The sequence below is a fragment of the Candidatus Microthrix subdominans genome (genome assembly GCA_016719385.1).
Classification (GTDB): domain Bacteria; phylum Actinomycetota; class Acidimicrobiia; order Acidimicrobiales; family Microtrichaceae; genus Microthrix; species Microthrix subdominans.
Window position 1 is genome coordinate 64,431 of the sequence record JADJZA010000010.1, and the last position, 17,761, is coordinate 82,191.

The 17,761-nt window shown below is 69.3% G+C and carries 12 protein-coding genes and 1 tRNA gene; 10 read left to right on the top strand and 3 right to left on the bottom strand.

Annotated elements, in window-relative coordinates; all coding sequences use genetic code 11:
• Positions 1-119: 119 nt before the first annotated feature.
• From IPN02_17770 to IPN02_17780, 3 genes are all read left to right on the top strand, one after another.
• The gene (locus tag IPN02_17770) at positions 120-2,033 is read left to right on the top strand and encodes a hypothetical protein (protein ID MBK9298634.1); all 1,914 of its coding nucleotides are present in this window, start codon (positions 120-122) and stop codon (positions 2,031-2,033) included.
• 311 nt (positions 2,034-2,344) lie between these two features.
• Positions 2,345-2,647: an LPXTG cell wall anchor domain-containing protein gene (locus tag IPN02_17775; protein MBK9298635.1), complete on the top strand. Its 303-nt coding sequence runs from the start codon at positions 2,345-2,347 to the stop codon at positions 2,645-2,647.
• 87 nt (positions 2,648-2,734) lie between these two features.
• The gene (locus IPN02_17780) at positions 2,735-4,507 is read left to right on the top strand and encodes a sulfatase (GenBank protein ID MBK9298636.1); all 1,773 of its coding nucleotides are present in this window, start codon (positions 2,735-2,737) and stop codon (positions 4,505-4,507) included.
• A gap of 41 nt (positions 4,508-4,548) precedes the next feature.
• Here the strand turns inward: IPN02_17780 and IPN02_17785 are convergent, their stop codons facing one another.
• Positions 4,549-5,934 carry a 3-deoxy-7-phosphoheptulonate synthase class II gene (locus IPN02_17785; protein ID MBK9298637.1) on the bottom strand — a complete coding sequence of 462 codons (1,386 nt, stop codon included), beginning with the start codon at positions 5,932-5,934 and terminating at the stop codon, positions 4,549-4,551.
• Positions 5,935-6,156: 222 nt separating this feature from the next.
• Here IPN02_17785 and nadD point away from each other — a divergent pair, with 222 nt between their 5' ends.
• Positions 6,157-6,738 (top strand): nicotinate (nicotinamide) nucleotide adenylyltransferase, encoded by a 582-nt coding sequence (gene nadD, locus IPN02_17790; protein MBK9298638.1) that lies wholly within the window; start codon positions 6,157-6,159, stop codon positions 6,736-6,738.
• Positions 6,739-6,759: 21 nt separating this feature from the next.
• Here the strand turns inward: nadD and IPN02_17795 are convergent, their stop codons facing one another.
• Positions 6,760-7,173 carry a hypothetical protein gene (locus IPN02_17795; GenBank protein ID MBK9298639.1) on the bottom strand — a complete coding sequence of 138 codons (414 nt, stop codon included), beginning with the start codon at positions 7,171-7,173 and terminating at the stop codon, positions 6,760-6,762.
• 33 nt (positions 7,174-7,206) lie between these two features.
• Between IPN02_17795 and IPN02_17800 the strand changes: the two genes are divergently transcribed.
• Together IPN02_17800 and rsfS are read left to right on the top strand one after the other, a co-directional pair.
• The gene (locus IPN02_17800; protein MBK9298640.1) at positions 7,207-8,388 is read left to right on the top strand and encodes a LytR C-terminal domain-containing protein; all 1,182 of its coding nucleotides are present in this window, start codon (positions 7,207-7,209) and stop codon (positions 8,386-8,388) included.
• Positions 8,385-8,753, top strand: a complete 369-nt coding sequence (gene rsfS / locus IPN02_17805) for a ribosome silencing factor (protein MBK9298641.1) — start codon at positions 8,385-8,387, stop codon at positions 8,751-8,753. Before IPN02_17800 ends, rsfS begins: the two co-directional genes overlap by 4 nt.
• Before the next feature lie 46 nt (positions 8,754-8,799).
• Here rsfS and IPN02_17810 read toward each other — a convergent pair.
• A tRNA-Ala gene (locus IPN02_17810) sits at positions 8,800-8,872 on the bottom strand.
• A 114-nt stretch (positions 8,873-8,986) separates the two neighbouring features.
• On the opposite strand from IPN02_17810, the gene IPN02_17815 reads away from it, so the two are divergent.
• The 4 genes from IPN02_17815 (at position 8,987) to IPN02_17830 (ending at position 17,731) form a co-directional block, all read left to right on the top strand.
• A complete protein-coding gene (locus IPN02_17815) occupies positions 8,987-10,657 on the top strand; it encodes an AMP-binding protein (protein ID MBK9298642.1) in 1,671 nt (556 codons plus the stop codon).
• Between the two features lie 233 nt (positions 10,658-10,890).
• Positions 10,891-12,927, top strand: coding sequence for a hypothetical protein (locus tag IPN02_17820; GenBank protein ID MBK9298643.1), 2,037 nt, complete (start codon positions 10,891-10,893; stop codon positions 12,925-12,927).
• Positions 12,924-15,986: an MFS transporter gene (locus tag IPN02_17825; GenBank protein ID MBK9298644.1), complete on the top strand. Its 3,063-nt coding sequence runs from the start codon at positions 12,924-12,926 to the stop codon at positions 15,984-15,986. Before IPN02_17820 ends, IPN02_17825 begins: the two co-directional genes overlap by 4 nt.
• A complete protein-coding gene (locus IPN02_17830; GenBank protein ID MBK9298645.1) occupies positions 15,983-17,731 on the top strand; it encodes a hypothetical protein in 1,749 nt (582 codons plus the stop codon). The genes IPN02_17825 and IPN02_17830 overlap by 4 nt, the downstream gene beginning before the upstream one ends.
• Positions 17,732-17,761 lie beyond the last annotated feature (30 nt).

Here is a 17,761-nt window from a genome sequence, read left to right on the forward strand (position 1 = left end):
GCTCGATTCGTCACCTCGGCTAGGGCGGTCACCGGGTGGCAACCGTAGTCAAGGTCGGCGGTTCCCCTTCTGATCGACGCGACGGTCGGCGGGACCGGCGGCGGTTACGGTCACTACCCGTGCAGGTGCCGACCCCTCAACGATGGTTGCCGTGGGCGGCCGGTGCGGTCGGCGCAGTCGTCGTCATCGGCCCGGGGCTCAACCGGGGCGCCTGGCTCAACCTCGATCAGTCCGTGTTGCCCCACCTCCCCATCCCCACCGTGTTGTTGGGGATCGGTCCCGACGTCCCGCGGCGCGGTGCCTTCACCCTGTTGGGGGCACTCGGCTCGCCCTGGGGTGCCTCCGCACTCGTGATGAAGGTCCTGGTGATCGTGTTGTTGGCGGCGGCGACCGCCGGCATGGCCCGTCGCGTGGCCTCGCTCGGAACGGTGACGGCGCTGGGCGCCGGCCTGCTGTACGCCTTCGGCCCGTTCCTGATGGGCCGCTTGGCGGTTGGACACCTCGGGTTGTTGTGGGCGGCTGCGGTGATCCCCTGGGCGTTGCCCGCCATGGCGGGCAACGCTCGCTCCCCGGCGCGGGCGTTCCTGTGGTCGCTCCTCGCCGCGTGCGGCGGCTACCTGTCGGGCACGATCGTGTTGGCGCTGGTGCCCGTCCTGGCGGTGATCGGCGTGACGACGGGAACGCCGGGCGGGTGGGCGGCTCGCCTCCGGGGGGCGGCTGCGATCGTGGCGGCCCAGTCGTTGTGGCTGGTGCCCGGGGTGGCGGTGGCGGCTGCGGTCGGCTTTGATCAGCCCGGTGGCGGCGGTTTTCGGCTGGCGCTGTCCGGGTGGGCGGCGCCGGCACGGTTGGTGATCGGCGAGGGCTACTTCCACACCGAGGCGGGCTCGGTGCCGCTGCCCGGCACCTGGGGGTCGGTGTTGGGGCTGGTCGTCGGCGCGCTGGCGGTGATCGGCCTGGTCGTCAACCGGCGGACCGGCGGGACGGATGCGATCGAGCGGGTCGCCCGGGGCTGGAGCGTCGCCCTCGCCCTGGCGATCGGCGTGCTCCTTCCGCTGAGCGGGCTCTTCGACGTGACCGCCCGCCTGTGGGCGGCCATCTCCGAGGTGCAGCCGTTCAACCTGGCCCGCGAGCCGCATCGACTGTTCCTGATCGCCTGGCTGGTCATCGTGCCCGGGGTGGCCTGGGGTGCCCGTTGGATCGGCGATCGTTGGTCGGTGTTCCAACCACTGGCGACGGTGACGCCGCTGGCGCTCGCCTTGGTGCTCGTCGCACCCCAGGCCTGGGGCATGGAGGGCCAACTGCGAGGGGTGGATCTACCCGAAGCTTGGGCCGAGGTGCGCTCGGCGGTCCGGGCCGAACCGGGAACGGCGACGACGGCGCCGGCTTCCAACTACGCATTTTGGGCGGTGGGCGACGTGCGTCGCGCCTACAACCCGTGGCCGGACTACCTCGGGGTGGACACCGTGATCTCCTCCGACGCCAAAAAGGGCCCCACCGTGGAGGTGGACCCCAGGATGGACGTCATCGGACCGGCGTTGGACGCCTACGCCGGCGGCCGGCGGGGCGCCCTGGTGCGCCAGCTGCGCCGGGCCGGGGTCCGCTGGCTGGTCGTGCCGGCGGTCGCGGGCGGGCCGTCGTACCCGGACCTCGCCTCGCAGCCGGGCCTGGAGCCGGTCGTGATCGATCGGTCGGTCGCGCTCTACCGGGTGACCGGCGGGTCGGACCCGGCGCGGGCGACCTCGCCGTGGCCCGGATGGTGGCGGCGGACGTCGCCGGGACAACAGAGGGTCGTCGTCGACGCCGCATCGCCGGGGTGGAGAACGGCGCTGACCGGAAACGGGGCCGGCCCCGTCCCGTCCGGCCCGGCCGGACGGCTCGTGATCCCCGCTCGGGCCGGTTGGGCGTGGTTCCCCCCGGCCCCGATCACCGCAATGAATCAGGTCGTGTTGCTCCTCGCTGCGCTCTGGGCGTGGCGGCGCAGCCGCGCCGAGCCAACCCGAGCGTCCATCGTGCTTGAATCGCCACCGGAATAATGAATACACTCACGTTCAGTTGTAAGCGGTCGGGGGCGAGTCGCCGTCGACCTACCAATCACACCGGTAGGGGAACATGACTGTCAGCCCGAGCAAGCGTCGTATGAGTTCATCGATTGCTCGGCTTGTCGCCGTGGCGGCATTGGCCCTCGGCGGGCTGGTCGTCGCAGGTACGGCCGGGGCCCAAGGGTACGACTCCGGCGGCGCCGATGCCGGAGCGGACGGTGGTTCCCCTCCGGGTGGAGACACCCGGAATTGCACCGAGATCAAAGAACAGACGGGCAGAATCAACATCCCGAATCCATGGTCCCTTGACGGCCAAGGACGGCATTGCCTGTGAAGGTGATGAACCCGGCGGGACCTCGGGCTCATCCAGCACCGGAGGTGCCCCGAGCGGCGTCACCCCCATCGCTGCTCCGGGCACGACCGGCGGAGGCACGACCGGTGTCGCCCCGGCGGCCTACCCGGTGGTCTCCGGCACCGCTCAGGCACCGTACGCCGGCCAACTGGGCAACACCGGTACCTCGGCGAGCACGATTGCGATCGTCGCCGCCGCCGTGGTGCTCGTCGGCAGTGCGCTGGTGCTCGGCGCTCGCCGCCGCAAGCAGGTCTGAGGCCTCAGCGTTGCTCGGCCGGGCGGATGCCCGGCGGCTTGGAGGCGATCCCCACCCCGCCGCCAGGGCGCTAGCCTGCCCCACTGCATGAGCACTCCAGACCACTCAAGGACACGGTCCCCCCGTCACCTGGCCTCCCCGCCCACCGGTGTCAGGTCCGGACGCACGGCCACCCTGATGACGGTGGGGGTTCTTGCGCTGGCCATGGTGGTCGTCGTCGCCTGTGGCAGCGAGGGCGGCGTTCCCGTGATCACCCCAGGGCCCCCAGGGGCGGCCGCCCGCCAGGACGTCGAGGCGGCGCCCACCTCGCGTGGCGATGGTCAAGATGGCGTGAGTACGGGTGCAACCAGTACCACGGTGGCACCGACGAGCACGGCCAAGCCTCCGCCGTTGCCCGACGGGGTGGAGGTCGCCGAGTCGGTCGACCAGCCCAACCTGCTGATGATCATGACCGACGACCAGACGGTTGAGGCCATGCGGGTGCTCACGGCGGTCAACGCCCGCATCGGCGGCGAGGGCACGACGTTCACCAACAGCGTCACCAGCTATCCGCTGTGTTGCCCGAGCCGAGCCACCTACTACTCCGGTCAGTACGCCCACAACAACGGAGTGCTGTGGAATGCGCTGCCCACCGGTGGGTTCACCCGGTTTGAGGACTGGGACACCGCGTTCCCCGCCGCACTGCAGAAGGCGGGCTACCACACCGCCCATGTCGGCAAGTACCTCAACGGTTATGGCGTGGGGAATCCGACCGAGATACCCGCCGGCTGGGACGACTTCCGGGCGCTGATCGACCCGTCGACCGGCCGCTACTTCGGGTTTTCGATCAACGACAACGGGGTGATCGACACCTACGACGAGGACGACAAGACCCTGTACCAGACCGACGTGTTGACCGACCTCGCCCTCGAGCAGATCGATGAGGGTGAGGCGAGCGACGCGCCCTGGCTGGTCAACGTCAGCTACCTCGCCCCGCACGCCAAGTTCGGCTACACCCTCAAGAAGTATCGCGAGAACCCGAGCATCGTCCGCGACGACATCGAGCAGGCCAACACTGCGTTCAACATCATCTCGCCCACCCCCGCACCGCGCGACGAGGGCAAGTTCGCCGATGAGCCGCTCCCCGAGAAGGCCAACTTCGGGTCGTCGACCGCCGGACAGGTCGTTCCCCCGTGGCGGCCTGAGATCGATGCCGCCCGCACCGAGGACATCACCCGCAACTATCAGGCCGAGCTGGAGTCGCTGCTGGCGGTGGACGAGGGCGTCAGCCGGTTGCTCGACCGGCTCGACCAGCTGGGCGTGGCCGACGACACCCTGGTGGTGTTCACCTCGGACAACGGGTACTTCCACGGTGAGCATCGCGAGTACCAGGGCAAGTACTACCCCTGGGAGGAGAGCCTGGCCGTTCCGCTGCTGATGCGCGGCCCCGGCGTCGCCAAGGGGGTCGAGGTCGATTCGGTGGTCGCCAACGTCGACCTGGGCCCGACGATCCTCGACGTCGCCGACGCAACGCAGCTGCGGCAGATGGACGGGCGCAGCCTGGCACCGCTGATGGCCAACCCCGCCGTCGCCTGGGATCGGCCGATTCTTCTGGAGGGCTTTCAGCCCCCGGCGCCGTTCCGGCCGCAGTATCAGGGCATCCGCACCAACCGCTACAGCTACATCGAGTACACCGGCGGCGGGTTGCAGGGCACCGAGCTCTATGACCTGAAGACGGATCCCGAGCAGCTGACAAACCTGGTGCTCGACCCGGAGCGCACCCCCCTGGTGAGCGAGATGGCCCAGTTGGTGACCGACCTTCGCCAGTGCGCCGGGCCGGTCTGCGACCGTGCGGTCGTTCCCGACGACGCGCAGGGGTAAGCCGGCCGTCGGGTGATCCGGACCCTGCGTGTCCCGGTGGGTCAGCCCTGCTGTTCGCGCAACAGCTCGGCGACTCGAAAGGCCAGGTCGACGCTCTGGCGGGCGTTCAGCCGAGGGTCGCACATCGTCTCGTACCGCAGCCCCAGCTGTTCGTCGGACAGCTCCTCGGAGCCGCCCAGGCACTCGGTGACATCGTCGCCGGTCAGCTCGACGTGGATGCCGCCGGGCCAGGTGCCCAGGCGTCGGTGCACCTCGAAGAACCCGCGAATCTCGGCCTCGACAGCGTCGAAGTGCCGGGTCTTGCGTCCGGAGGGAGCGGTGAAGGTGTTGCCGTGCATCGGGTCGGTGGCCCAGATCACCTGGTGACCCGATTCGGCCACCGCCTCGACGAGCGGGCCGAGGCGCTCGGTGACGAGATCCGCACCCATGCGGGCGATGAGGGTCAACCGGCCGGGCACCCGGTGTGGGTCGAGGGCTTGGCAAAGCTCCACCACCTCGCCCGGTGTGGCCGTCGGGCCCACTTTGGTGCCGATCGGGTTGGCGATGCCCGAGAAGAACTCGACGTGGGCACCGGCGAGCTCGCGGGTGCGCTCGCCGATCCAGACCGAGTGGGCGGAGGTGTTGTAGTAGTCGCCGGTCTCGGGGTCGAGCCGGGTCATCGCCTCCTCGTAGTCGAGGATCAACCCCTCGTGGCTGGTGTACAGCGTGGCCTCGTGCAACTGGGGCACATCGTCGGTGTCCAGACCGCACGCCTCCATGAAGCGCAGGGCTCGGTCGATCTCGTCGGCGAGTGACTCGTAGCGCCGGCCCACCCCGGTGGCCGCAACGAACGCCTCGTTCCACTGGTGCACCTTGGCCAGGTCGGCGTAGCCGCCCTGGGTCATCGCCCGTAGCAGGTTCAAGGTGGTGGCGGCGTGCTGGTAGGCCTCGTCGATGCGGCGCGGGTCGGACCGGCGGGCCTCCGTTTCGAATTCAGGCAGGTTGACGATGTGGCCGCGAAAGCTGGGCAGGCTGAGGTCGTCCTTGGTCTCGTGGCTCGACGATCGGGGCTTGGCGTACTGCCCGGCAATGCGGCCGAGCTTGACCACCGGGACCCCGGCGGAGTGGGTGAGGACGATCGCCATCTGCAAGATGACCCGCAACCGCCGCTCGATGCTCTGCGGGTTGGCCGAATCGAAGCTCTCGGCGCAGTCGCCGGCCTGGAGCAGAAAGGCTCGGCCCTGCGCCACTTCGGCCAGCGAGGCGGACAGCTGCCGGGTCTCGCCCGGGATCACCAGCGGCGGCGCAGCGGCGAGCTTGTCGTTCACGGCGCTCAGCGCAGCTTCGCTCTCCCATTCCGGCTGCTGGCCGGCCGGGCGGTCCCGCCAGCTCGACGGGCTCCATGCAGGGAGCGAGGCGGCCTCGGCTGGGGATTCGTCGGTCGCAATTGGGGGCGTCACGGTGCTCCTCGGGGATCTGGATCCCGTTTGGGGGAGATGGGGCGGGGGAAGGGACGGCGGAGAGGGGGGGAGAGGGAGAGGGAGAGGGGAGGCGGGGAGTCCATCCAAGCTACCGATCCAACCCGGCGTTCGGTAGCTGCGGCGACCCTGACGGCCGTCCAGGTTTCCACCGCCAAGAAAATTGCCGTGATGGCCCGTAGTGTGGACATGATGACTCAACGTCGCATCGGGTTGTTGGGCGGCACCTTCGACCCCCCGCACATCGGCCATCTGATCGTGGCGGTGGAGGCGCGGGACCAACTCGAGTTGGATGAGGTGTGGCTGGTCGTCGCCCACACGCCCTGGCAAAAGGCCGGCCGGGTGATCTCGGCGCCCGAACGGCGTCTGGCCATGGTTCGTTCGGCGACCGAGGGGCTCGAGGGCGTCGTGGCGTCGGCGATCGAGTTTGAGCCGCCGGGGCCGAGTTACACCGTCGAGACGCTCGAGCGTCTCGCCCGCTGCCGCAGTGAGCTGGCCCCGACGCTGATCATGGGGGCGGACGCCGCCGCCGGAATCGAGACATGGCATCGCAGCGAGGAGCTCGCCTCTCTGGCCGAGCTGGCAGTGGTGGACCGGCCGGGCTGGGCCGTCGAGGGCGTGAGGAGGCGATTGAGCGTGCCACAGCTCGACGTCAGCTCGACCGGCATCCGGCGTCGGGTGGCCGACGGCCGCCCCATCGACGTGTTGTGTCCACCCGGCGTGGTTTCACTCGTCGCCGGCTGGGGGCTCTACGATGGTGCCAATGCCAGTTGAGGCCGCCCCCGAACGGGCAGATCAACCCCGCGTGAGTGCTGAGCCGCTGGGGGTACAGCGCTGAACGAACGCGAACTTCCCGAGGCGCCGACCGCCGTGTATGTCCCGGCCCCCGATGACAGCGACGAGTTTGCTCTCATCGACGATCTCCCCGTCATCGATGGCCCACGTGCCATCGATGGCCCTGCCGCCGTCTTCGACCTCGATGACGGTCGCGTCGAGCGTTACGACGCCGGTGACTATGACGCCGGTGACTATGACGCCGGTGACTATGACGCCGGTGACTATGACGCCGGTGACTATGACGCCGGTGACTATGACGCCGACGACTATGACGCCGGTGACTATGCCGCCGACGACTATGACCCTGCGCTCGAGGAGCCGGAGGATTTCGTGTCCACCGCTGGCGCCCCGGCGGTGGGTGCAGGCCGGCACGCTGTCAGCCGTGACGCTGACGCTGAGTCGTGGGTGCCCAAAGCCCGACGCCAGATCGGTTCCACACGGCGCTTTCTCGCCCTCAGCGCCACCTTCGCCGCATTGCTCGTCGTGTTGGTGTTCACCGGGTACCGCAGCTCGCTGCGTATGACGGGCGGGGCGTCGATCAGCCCACAACAGCGCTCGCCGAGCGAGCCCGGCTACGAGGCGGCCGTCAAGCCGACGCCGGTGACCTTCCTGGCGGTCGTCAACGACGACGGAGACCTGCGGGCGCTGTCGTTCGTCACCCAGGGCTCGGGCGAGGCGGGCGGCACGATCATCACCGTTCCCCTCAGCCTCCTGCTCGCGAACGATGACGGAGCCATGCGAATCCCGAACTACATCGAGGCCGAGGACGGCATGGACGAGCTACAGACGGAGCTCGAGAAGGCCCTCGGGTTCGGCATGACCAAGCAGTTGATCGTCACGCAGTCCGAGATCGAGGATCTGCTGGGGGGCGAGCCTCTGAAGGTCCGCAACCCGGAACAACTGCTCATCGACTTCCAGGGAACGCTCGTGCCGCAGTTCGAATCAGGCGACCTGGCCCTCGATCCCGATGGGCTGATGTCGTATGTCAACTATCTGGGGCCCGAGGAGTCCGAATACAACCGCCTCAACCGGCAGCAACTGGTGTTCGAGCAGTTGCTGGCGCTGAGCGAGCAGGGCTTTGAGCCCTCGAGCAACGACGAGAACGTCACCGCTCTCGCCGAATTGCTGACCGCAGTTGGCGCTGGGGAGTCGTCCGTGACCCAGCTACCGGTCACCGAGGGTCGCATCGGTGGCCGCGAGGATGGCGGCGAGGGCCAGGGCGCCTCGTTTACCGCCCCGGACACCGAGGCGATCGATGCCACGCTGGGCGACATCATCCCCTTCCCGGTCTCGGGCTTCCCCGGGCAACGCCTGGGCGTCAAGTTGTTGAACGGCACGACCGAGCCGCAGCTGGAGCTGCGGCTGGCCGGCCAGGTCGTGGGTGCCGGCGGCGAGGTGCGGGTGGTGGGCAACGCGAAGAAGCTCGACCAGGCCCGGACGACGGTGGCGGTTTCGCGGGATGCCACCGAGGACGAACGCGCTCAGGCTCAGCGGGTGGCCGAGGCATTGAACGCCGAGCTCACCGAGACCGACAACCTGGGTGAGGAAGTGCGCGCGGTGGTCGTCGTGGGCCAGGATCAGGCATGAACCCTGGCCTGGACGTCGAGACCGCTTCGTTGGCCGCCGTTGCGGCTCGGGCAGCCGAGAGCAAGGATGGCGAAGCGATCGAGGTGCTCGACGTGTCGGGCGTCTTCGTCATCTGCGATGCGTTCGTGCTGGTGACCGGTCGCACCGAACGGCAGGTCAAGGCGCTCGCCGATGAGATCGAGTACCAGGTTCGCGAAGAGACCGGGCGAACCCCCAGGTCGGTCGAGGGGCGCGACACCCTCCGGTGGGTGTTGATCGACTACGGCGACGTCGTCATCCACATCCTGATCGAGGAGGACCGCGGCTATTACCGCCTGGAGCGACTCTATGGGGACGTGCCCCGGGTCGACCTCGCTCGGTCCTGAGCGCTCCTCAGAAGGAACGTCTCCGCCGCCCGAGCGTGGTGTGAAGTGGAGCTGATCGGAATCGAACCGACGACCTCATCCATGCCATGGATGCGCTCTACCAATTGAGCTACAGCCCCGTTGGGGAAGGTTCCACATTAGCAGTGTTTCCCCCGGCGGCGTCCAACGGGGCGGCGGCCGGACCTGCCGCCCGGCCGGTGTAACCGGTGGCCGCTCGGTCGGGTCTCATCGGCGTGCACACCCTGATCGGAAGAATCGAGCGAGCCGCCCGCAGCGGGGCGACGCTGACCCTGGCCACCCCCGAGGGATACGACACGACGACCTGGGGGGAGACCCACGCCGCCGCCCGCTCGCTGGCGGCGGTGCTGCAGGCACGTGGTGTGACGCCCGGAACCCACGTGGCCATCCTGGGGCCCACCACCCGGCCCCTGATCACCGCCATCCAGGCCACCTGGCTGACCGGTGGATGCCTGGTGATGCTGCCCCTGCCGATGCGCCTCGGATCGATCGAAGCGTTCGTCGACCAGACCCGCAGTCGCATCGCCGCCGCCGACTGCTCCCTGGTGCTGATCGACGACCAGCTCGCCCCCTTTGTCGAACGCACCGACGACGACCCGCCCTTCGCTGTGCTGCAGGAGCTGGTCACCGAGTCGGCCGAGGTCGATCCCGCAGACTGGATCCGACCCCCGGAGGACCCCGACGCCCTGGCGGTGCTGCAGTTCACCTCCGGATCGACCGCCGAGCCCAAGGGCGTGATGCTGCCCCACCGGACGATCTGCGCCAACCTCGACGCCTGCTGCGAGGCGGGCGGCCTGATCGACGACGAGACCTTCGTCTCGTGGCTGCCGCTGTACCACGACATGGGCCTGGTCGGCCTGTTGACGATCCCGATGACCACCGGGCGCAACCTGGTGCAGGCCGCCCCGCAAGACTTCTTGTCCCGACCGTCCCGCTGGATGCAGTGGATTTCCGATCATGGCGGCACGATGACCGCCGGCCCCAACTTTGCCTATGCGCTCGCCGCCCGTGCGCTGCGCCGGGCCGAGGACCTCGACCTGTCTTCGCTCGAGGTGTTGCTCAACGGCGCCGAGCCGATCGACGCCGAGGTCTTCCGCCGGTTCATGACCGCCGGCGAGCGCTTCGGGCTTCGACCGGGCGCGGCCTTCCCCGCCTTCGGCATGGCCGAGCTTGGCATCGGCGGGTCCTTCTCCCAGCGCTGGGACGGGTTCCGCACCGACGTCGTCGACGCCCGGGCGCTCGAGCACGACCACCTCGCCGTCCCGGTCGACCCCCAGCTTGTTGATGATGTACCCGACACCCGGGAGCTGGCCCTGCTCGGCCAACCGGTGCCCGGCCTCGAGATGCGCGTCGTCGATCCGAAGACCGGGGCCCCACGGAGCGACCGCGAGGTCGGCGAGCTGTTGATCCGGGGTACTTCGGTGACGCCCGGCTACTACAAGAACCCGGAGGCGACCGCCGAGCTGCTTCGCGACGGTTGGTTGCGCACCGGTGACCTGGCCTACCTGCTCGATGGCGACCTGGTCATCTGCGGGCGCATCAAGGACGTGATCATCGTCGGTGGTCGCAACATCTATCCCCAGGACATCGAGCGTTCGGCATCGGCCGTCGCCGGCGTTCGGCCGGGCAACGTGATCGCCTTCGGGGTGGACGGGCGGGCCGGTGCCCAATCGATTGTCATCGTCGCCGAGCTGGGCGACGCTGATGCCGAGGCGGTCCGCAGCGAACTCGCCGACACGGTCACCCGCGACATCGGAGTGCCGCCGCGCCAGGTGGTCATGGTGGCCAAAGGGTCGGTGCCCAAGACCAGCTCGGGCAAGTTGCAGCGTTCCCTGGCCCAGTCCCGCTGGGAGAACGACGAGCTCGAGCTGGTCGACCCGGCGTAGCGTGTCCGGGCCGTCGTCGACCGGCGAGACATCGTCGCCCGGCGCTGTGAGGCGTTTGTGTACAGTGCCACAACACTCGACGATGGGGGCTGGGCGAGGTGGTAGCCGGGGGGCAGAGCGCTGCTGGCGGGGGGCCGCGAATCGCCTCAGCCGGAGGGTACGACGGGGCTGAGTGGCGCCGTTGCCTGACCCCCTACGCCGCCCCTGCGGCCCTGCTCGTCGCCCAATTGGTGTTGCTGCCCGTCCCTTTGGGAACGTTCGCTGCCGGGGCGCTGGCCGGGTTGATCGCGTCGCTCGCCGCGGTGGGCTTGGCGCTCGTGTGGCGGGCCAACCGGGTGATCAACTTCGCCACCGGCGACCTGGGCATCGTCCCGGCCACCCTGGCGGTGTTGCTCGCCGATCAATGGGGCTGGAACTACTGGGCCTGCGGCGCCGCCGGACTGGCCGCAGCGGTCGTGTTGGGCGTGGTGGTCGAGGGGCTGATCATCCGACGGTTCTTCGAGGCGCCCCGCGTGTTGCTCACGGTGGCGACGATCGGCCTGGCCCAGCTGTTGGGCTTCGGCGCGCTGATCCTGCCCCGGGCCTGGGGGGCGTCGCCGTCGGTGCGGACGCTGCCTGTGCCATTCGAAGCATCGATCGAGATCGGCGGCACGATCTTCGACGGTTTCGACCTGATGGCGTTGGTGCTCGTGCCGGTGATGCTCGTCGTCCTCGTGCTCTGCCTCAACCGAACTGCCCTCGGGGTGGCGGTGCGGGCGTCGGCCGACCGGACCGCTCGTGCGCTCACGCTGGGTGTTCCGGTGAAGCGGCTGCACAGCCTCATCTGGACGATCGTCACCGTCGGGGCCTTCGCTGCGTTGTTCTTCACCGCCGGCACCGGGGGGCTGGGCGTCGGCTACGGCACCAGCCTGGGCCTGTTGCTGCGGGCGATCGCCGCGCTGGTGCTGGGCCGCATGACGCACCTGGGTGTGATCGTGTCGTCCTCGATCGTGCTTGGCGTCCTCGAGTTGGCGGTGCGGTTTCAAACCGGCGACGGGGCCTTGGTGGCACCGCTGTTGGCGGCGATCATCATCGGCGCCCTGTTGCTGCAGCGCCGGGGCATCACACGGGCGGCCCGCGACGACACGTCGTCGTGGAAGCTGGCCTCCGACGTTCGCCCGATCCCGGCCGAGCTGGCCGGCCGGTGGGAGGTCGCTGCGGTGCGGCTGGGGCTGATCGTCGCCGGGTTGGCGGCGCTCACCGCGTTTCCACTCGTGTTGTCGACCGGCGCCATGTTGAAGCTGGGAGCGGTGCTCGTCGTCGCCAGCATCGGCGTATCGCTGGTGATCCTGTCCGGCTGGGCCGGTCAGCTCAGCCTGGGGCAGATGGCCTTTGCCGGTATGGGCGGGGCCGTGTTCGCCTGGGCCACCCAGAACCACGCCGTCGATCCGCTGCTCGCCATCGGCCTGGGAGCGCTCGGGGGCGCCGCCGCTGCGGTCGTCGTCGGCCTTCCGGCGCTGCGGATCCGAGGGGTGTACCTGGCGGTCACCACGCTGGCCCTGGCGCTCGCCTTTTCCAACGGTGTGTTCGACAACGGCTACGTCGACTGGATCCCGACCGCCTCCTTCGCCGGCAACCGGCCACCGTTGTTGGGGCGGATCCCGATGGAGACCCCCGCCCAGCTGTACCTGCTGGCGCTCGGCTTGTTGGTGCTCTCCCTGCTGGCGGCGTCCGCGTTGCGGCGCTCCCGCTCGGGCCGCGTGCTGATCGCCATCCGGGAGAACGAGGATGCCACCCGGGCTTACGGGGTGGGGGTGACCCAGGCCAAGCTGGCGGCCTTCGGCCTGTCCGGGGCGATCGCCGGCGCCGCCGGTGCGGTGTACACGTTGCATCAGGGGGCGTTCAAGCAGGCGCTGTTCTTGCCCGAGGAGAGCGTGGCCACCTTCATCGGCGTCGTCGTCGGTGGCCTGGCCAGCCTTCCGGGTGCGGTGATCGGGGCCTTCATTCTGCGGGGCACCGGTTGGCTGCTCCCGCCGCCGTGGAACCTGTTTGCCACCGCGACGGGCGCGCTGATCGTGCTGCTGGTGATGCCCGATGGGGTGGGCGGGGCGCTGGTGCGCTGGCGCGACCTGTTGTTGGCCAACCTGGCCCGCCGGCGGGGCATCATCGTGCCGTCGTTGTCCGAGCTGGGCGACCCCGACGCCCTTGAGCACCCCGTCGAAACCGAATCAGCCCCGGAACCTGAGGCCGAGCCCGAGCCTGAGCCCGAGCCCGCCGAGGTGTCCCCATGAGCGGTCAGCCCGAAGCCGCGACCGCCAACGCTGGCGCCGAGGATGTGGGGTGGGCATCGCTGCTCGGCGAGTCGGTCAGCACGGTCGTCCAGCCGTCGCGCTGGGGGCCGTCGCTGCGCCACCCCATTCAGGGCCTGCGCCGGGCGGTCGGCGACGGACCGCTCAACGCGCTCGTCATCCTGTTTGGCCTCAACGCGGTCGATGAACTGGACCGCACCGGCTTTGGCATCCTCATCCCCAACATTCGCGACGACCTTCACATGTCCAACGCCGGCATCCTGTCGGTGGTGGCCCTCAGCCTGCTGGTGGCATTTCTGTTGCAACTGCCGATCGCCGTGGCGGCCGACCGCTACCCGAGGGTGCCGATCGTCATCGCCGGTGCGCTGTGTTGGGGCGTGTTCTCGCTGTTCACCGGCCTGGCGGTCGGTGCTGTGATGCTGGTGATCGCCCGCTCGGGCGCCGGCATTGGCCGGGCGACGGTCGACCCGACCCACAACTCGCTGCTCGCCGACTACTACGCGGTCGACCGGCGGTCGTCGGTGTTCTCGATCCACCGCGGCGCCAACGTGCTCGGACAGTTTGCCGGGCCCCTCCTCGCCGGCGGGCTGGCCGCCGCCACCGGCAGCTGGCGCACCCCGTTTTTCGTGTTCTTCATCCCGACGGTGATCTTCGCCATCGCAGCGTTTCGGTTGCGCGAGCCGGTGCGTGGCGGCCAGGAGCGCAAGGCTGCGGGCGGCGACGCCGAGATGATCGCGCTCGCCGAACCCAAGGCGTCCTTCGAGGAGGCCTTCCGGCTGTGCAACGAGATTCCGTCGCTGCGGCGGCTGTGGTACTCGGTGCCGTTCCTGTCGGTGTCGCTGATCGGCTTCGTCAGCCTGGCAGGCATCATGTACGAGCAGACCTACAACCTCGACGAGCTGCAGCGGGGCTATCTGGCGGCCTCGGTCGAACCGTTCCAGTTCATCGGCCTGGCGATGGGCGCAGCGATGGGCACCAAGTTGTTCCTGCGGGACCCGGCCCTCGTGTTCAAGTTTCTGCGGGTGGTCGCCATCGCCGCCGGCGTGTTTGCGGCGGCGTTTGCACTGGCGCCCACCGTGTGGCTGACCGTCGTCGCCAACATTGCGCTTACCTCATGTTTGGCGATCATCCTCCCCGGGCTGTTGGCCAGCCTGTCGGTGGCCATCCCGGCCAGGGCGCGGGCGGTCGGCTTCGCCATCGCCAGCTATTGGGCAATACCTGGGCTGTTGGTGCTGCCGCTGATCGGCTGGGTGACCGACCGGTTCGACGCCCGGGTGGGCATGTTGGTGATGGCGCCGGTGCTCGTCATCGGCGGGCTGATCGTGTCGACCGTGTCCGCCACGATCCAGGGCGACATAGCCGATGTGTGGGTCGGGTCGCTGGCCCGGGCCGAGGACGCCAGCGAACGGGCGTCTGGACGGGCCAAGTTGCTCGTCGTGCGCGACCTGCACGTCAGCTACGACAACCTGCGGGTGCTGACCGGCCTGTCGATGGAGGTGGCCGAGGGCGAGGTGGTGGCGCTGCTCGGCACCAACGGCGCCGGCAAGTCCACCCTGCTCGGGGCGATCGCCGGCTCGGTGCACGCCCATCGTGGCGCGGTCGTCTTCGATGGGCGCGACATCACCCACGCCCCACCCCAGGAGATTGCGCAGCTGGGCCTGGGCGAAATGCCGGGGGGCAAGGGAACGTTCCCGTCACTGAGCGTTGCCGACAACCTGCGCACCGCCGGCTGGATGTTGCGCCGGAAGCCGGGCGAGTCGGCCCGGCGCATCGAAGAGGTGTGCGCACCGTTCCCCGTGCTCGGCGAGCGGATGGGCGAGCCGGCCGCCAACCTGTCCGGTGGGCAACAACAACAGCTCGCCCTGGCGATGGCACTGTTGGCCCGACCTCGGCTGTTGATGATCGACGAACTGTCCCTCGGCCTGGCACCGGTCGTCGTCGAGGAGCTGGTCGCTCTGGTACGCGACGTCGCTGCGTCCGGCACGACGGTCATCCTGGTCGAGCAGTCGGTCAACGTGGCGTTGACCCTGGCCGACCGGGCACTGTTCATGGAGAAGGGCCAGCTGCGCTTCACCGGGCCGACCGCCGAGCTGTTGAAGCGCCCCGACCTGTTGCGCTCGGTGTTTCTCGGTGCCGAACCCGCCGAGCACACCGAGCACACCGAGCACACCGAGCCCGCCGTACCCCGTGTCTCGTCCCCGCCCCGCTCACCGCAGAGCCCGGCGCTTCGGGCGACCGATCTGGTGTGTCGCTTCGGGGGGGTCCGCGCGGTCGACGGCGTGTCGCTCAGCGTCGTACCGGGCGAGATCGTTGGGCTGATCGGCCCCAACGGCGCAGGCAAAACGACCGTGCTCGATGCGATCTCGGGCTTCGTCCCCACCGAAGCGGGCACGATCACGCTCGGCGAGGTCGAGCTGACCGGCGCCCCGGTCGCCCGCCGGGCCTGGGCCGGCCTGGGGCGGTCCTTTCAGGACGCCCGACTGTTCCCGGGCCTCACCGTCGCCGAGGCGCTGGCGCTGGCCCACGAGCGCTGGGTGGAGGTCCGTTCGACCGCCGACGCGGTGCTGCGAACTCCGCCGTTGGTGATGTCGGAGTGGAAGGTGCGCCGGGATACCGACGTGTTGATCGAGCGCTTCGGTCTGGGCGACTATCGCAACAAGTTCGTCGGCGAGCTGTCGACCGGCTCCCGCCGCATCGTCGACCTGGCCGCCGTCGTCGCCCAGCGGCCCAAGGTGGTCCTGTTGGACGAGCCCTCGTCGGGCATCGCGCAGCGAGAGACCGAGGCACTGGGCCCATTGCTCCTCCGGCTGCGAAACGAGCTGGGCTGCGCCATGGTGATCGTCGAGCACGACATGGGCCTGTTGGCCCAGGTTGCCGACCGCCTGGTCGCCCTGGAAACCGGCCGGGTGATCGCCGAGGGCCGACCGGCCGAGGTGCTCGGCCATCCCATGGTCGTGGCCAGCTACCTGGGAAGCAGCGCCGAGTTGGTGGCCCGGTCGGGGCCCCGCGTGCAAGCGACCGATGCAGGAGGGTTGTCGTGAGTGGAGATCGTACGGAGGGGCCCGGCCCGATCGCCCGCTGGGGCCCCATGGTTGCCATCCTGGGGGCGATCGCGCTCCTCGTCGGCGTCGTGTTGGTCGCCGAGCCGATCGCCGACGCCCGGGCGACCGGACCGTCGAGTGCGCCCGAACGCGGGGCCGGCGACACGACCGAGATCGAGCTGCCGCCGGGGGTGATGACCTTTGAGCAGGCCAAGGCCAAGGGCACCCTGGACGACTACGACTTCGGTGATCGCTGCGATCCGGCCACCGGCACGCTCGCCCTGCCGCTCGCTCCGCAGCAGAACTGCTTCGCCAAGTTCTCGGGCGACAACGGCGGCGCCACCGCAACCGGGGTGACCGCAGAGAAGATCAAGGTGGTCGCCTACCTCAACCAGCCCAACGACCCGATCCTCGAGTTCATCTACGGGCAGATCGGCCTGGAGACCAAGCCGGGCGAGGCCGAGAAGGCCTACGACAACTTCAACGAGATCTTTGCCTCCTACTACGAGTTCTATGGTCGCGAGGTGGAGATCATCCCCTACATCGCCACCGGCAACATCCAGGACTCGGTGGCCGCCACCGCCGATGCCGAGACGATCGCCCGCGACATCAAACCGTTCGCCGTGATCAACGGGCCCCAGCTGTCCAACGCCTTCGCAGACACGATCTCGGCCAACGGCATCGTGTGTATGGGCTGCACCTCCACCGGCGACGACGAGTTCTACGGAGAGCGTGACCCGTACCAGTGGGGCGTGCAGAAGACGCCGACCCAGAACCTGGTGCTCGTCGCCGAGTACCTGGGCAAGCGGCTCATCGACCGCCCGGCCAAGTGGGCGGGCGGCCCGCTGAAGGACAAGCCCCGCAAGATAGCCATGATCGCCGCCGAGGGGACCGAGCAGAACGACGCCCCCATCGAGATGTTCACCAGCATCCTGGCCGAGGACTACGGCGCCGAGCTGGCCAACATTCAGCGCTACGACGACCCGCTCGCGCTCGGCACCACCGGCCGGGCCATGCTCAGCCAGTTCAAGAGCGAGGGCATCACCTCGATCGTGTTCGTGGGCGACCCGATCGCCCCCCAGACGCTGACCCGCATCGCGTCCGAGCAGGATTACCACCCGGAGTGGATCACCAGCGGGTCCTCGCTGGTGGAGAACAACGTGTTCAGCCGCACCTACGACCAGGACCAGTGGGCCCGCGCCTTCGGCCCCACCAGCCTGTTCCCCCGGGTCGACGGCGGAATCGGCACCCCGATCGGCCTGCACAAGTGGTACTTCGGCACCGAGCCGCCGGGCGGCGCCGCCGCCCTGCTGACCGTGCCCAACCTGCAGGTGTTGTTCGGTGGGCTCCAGGGCGCCGGGCCCGACCTGACCGCCGAACACTTCCGCGACGCGCTCTTCACGGCACCGATCCTGGCCGGATCGCCGATCGCCCCGCAGATCAGCTTCGGCAACCGGGGCTTCTTCCCCAACACCGACTACGTGGCCCTCGACGACATGACCGAGATCTCGTGGGACCCCGACGTGATCGCACCCGACGAGGGGGGCAAGGAAGGCAAGGGTGGTTGGCGCTACTCCGACGGCGGCAAGCGCTATCTGCCTGGTGAGTGGCCCGACGACGAGCCCCACGTGTTCGATGCCGAAACCGGGGTGACCAACTTCGAGGAATTCCCCACAACCGCCGAGGAGCCGCCCGCCGACTGGGCGCCGGTCTCCGGACCCCGCAAGGGCAAGACCTACCCTTAAGCCTCACCATGGGCAACTTTTCAACGGCGG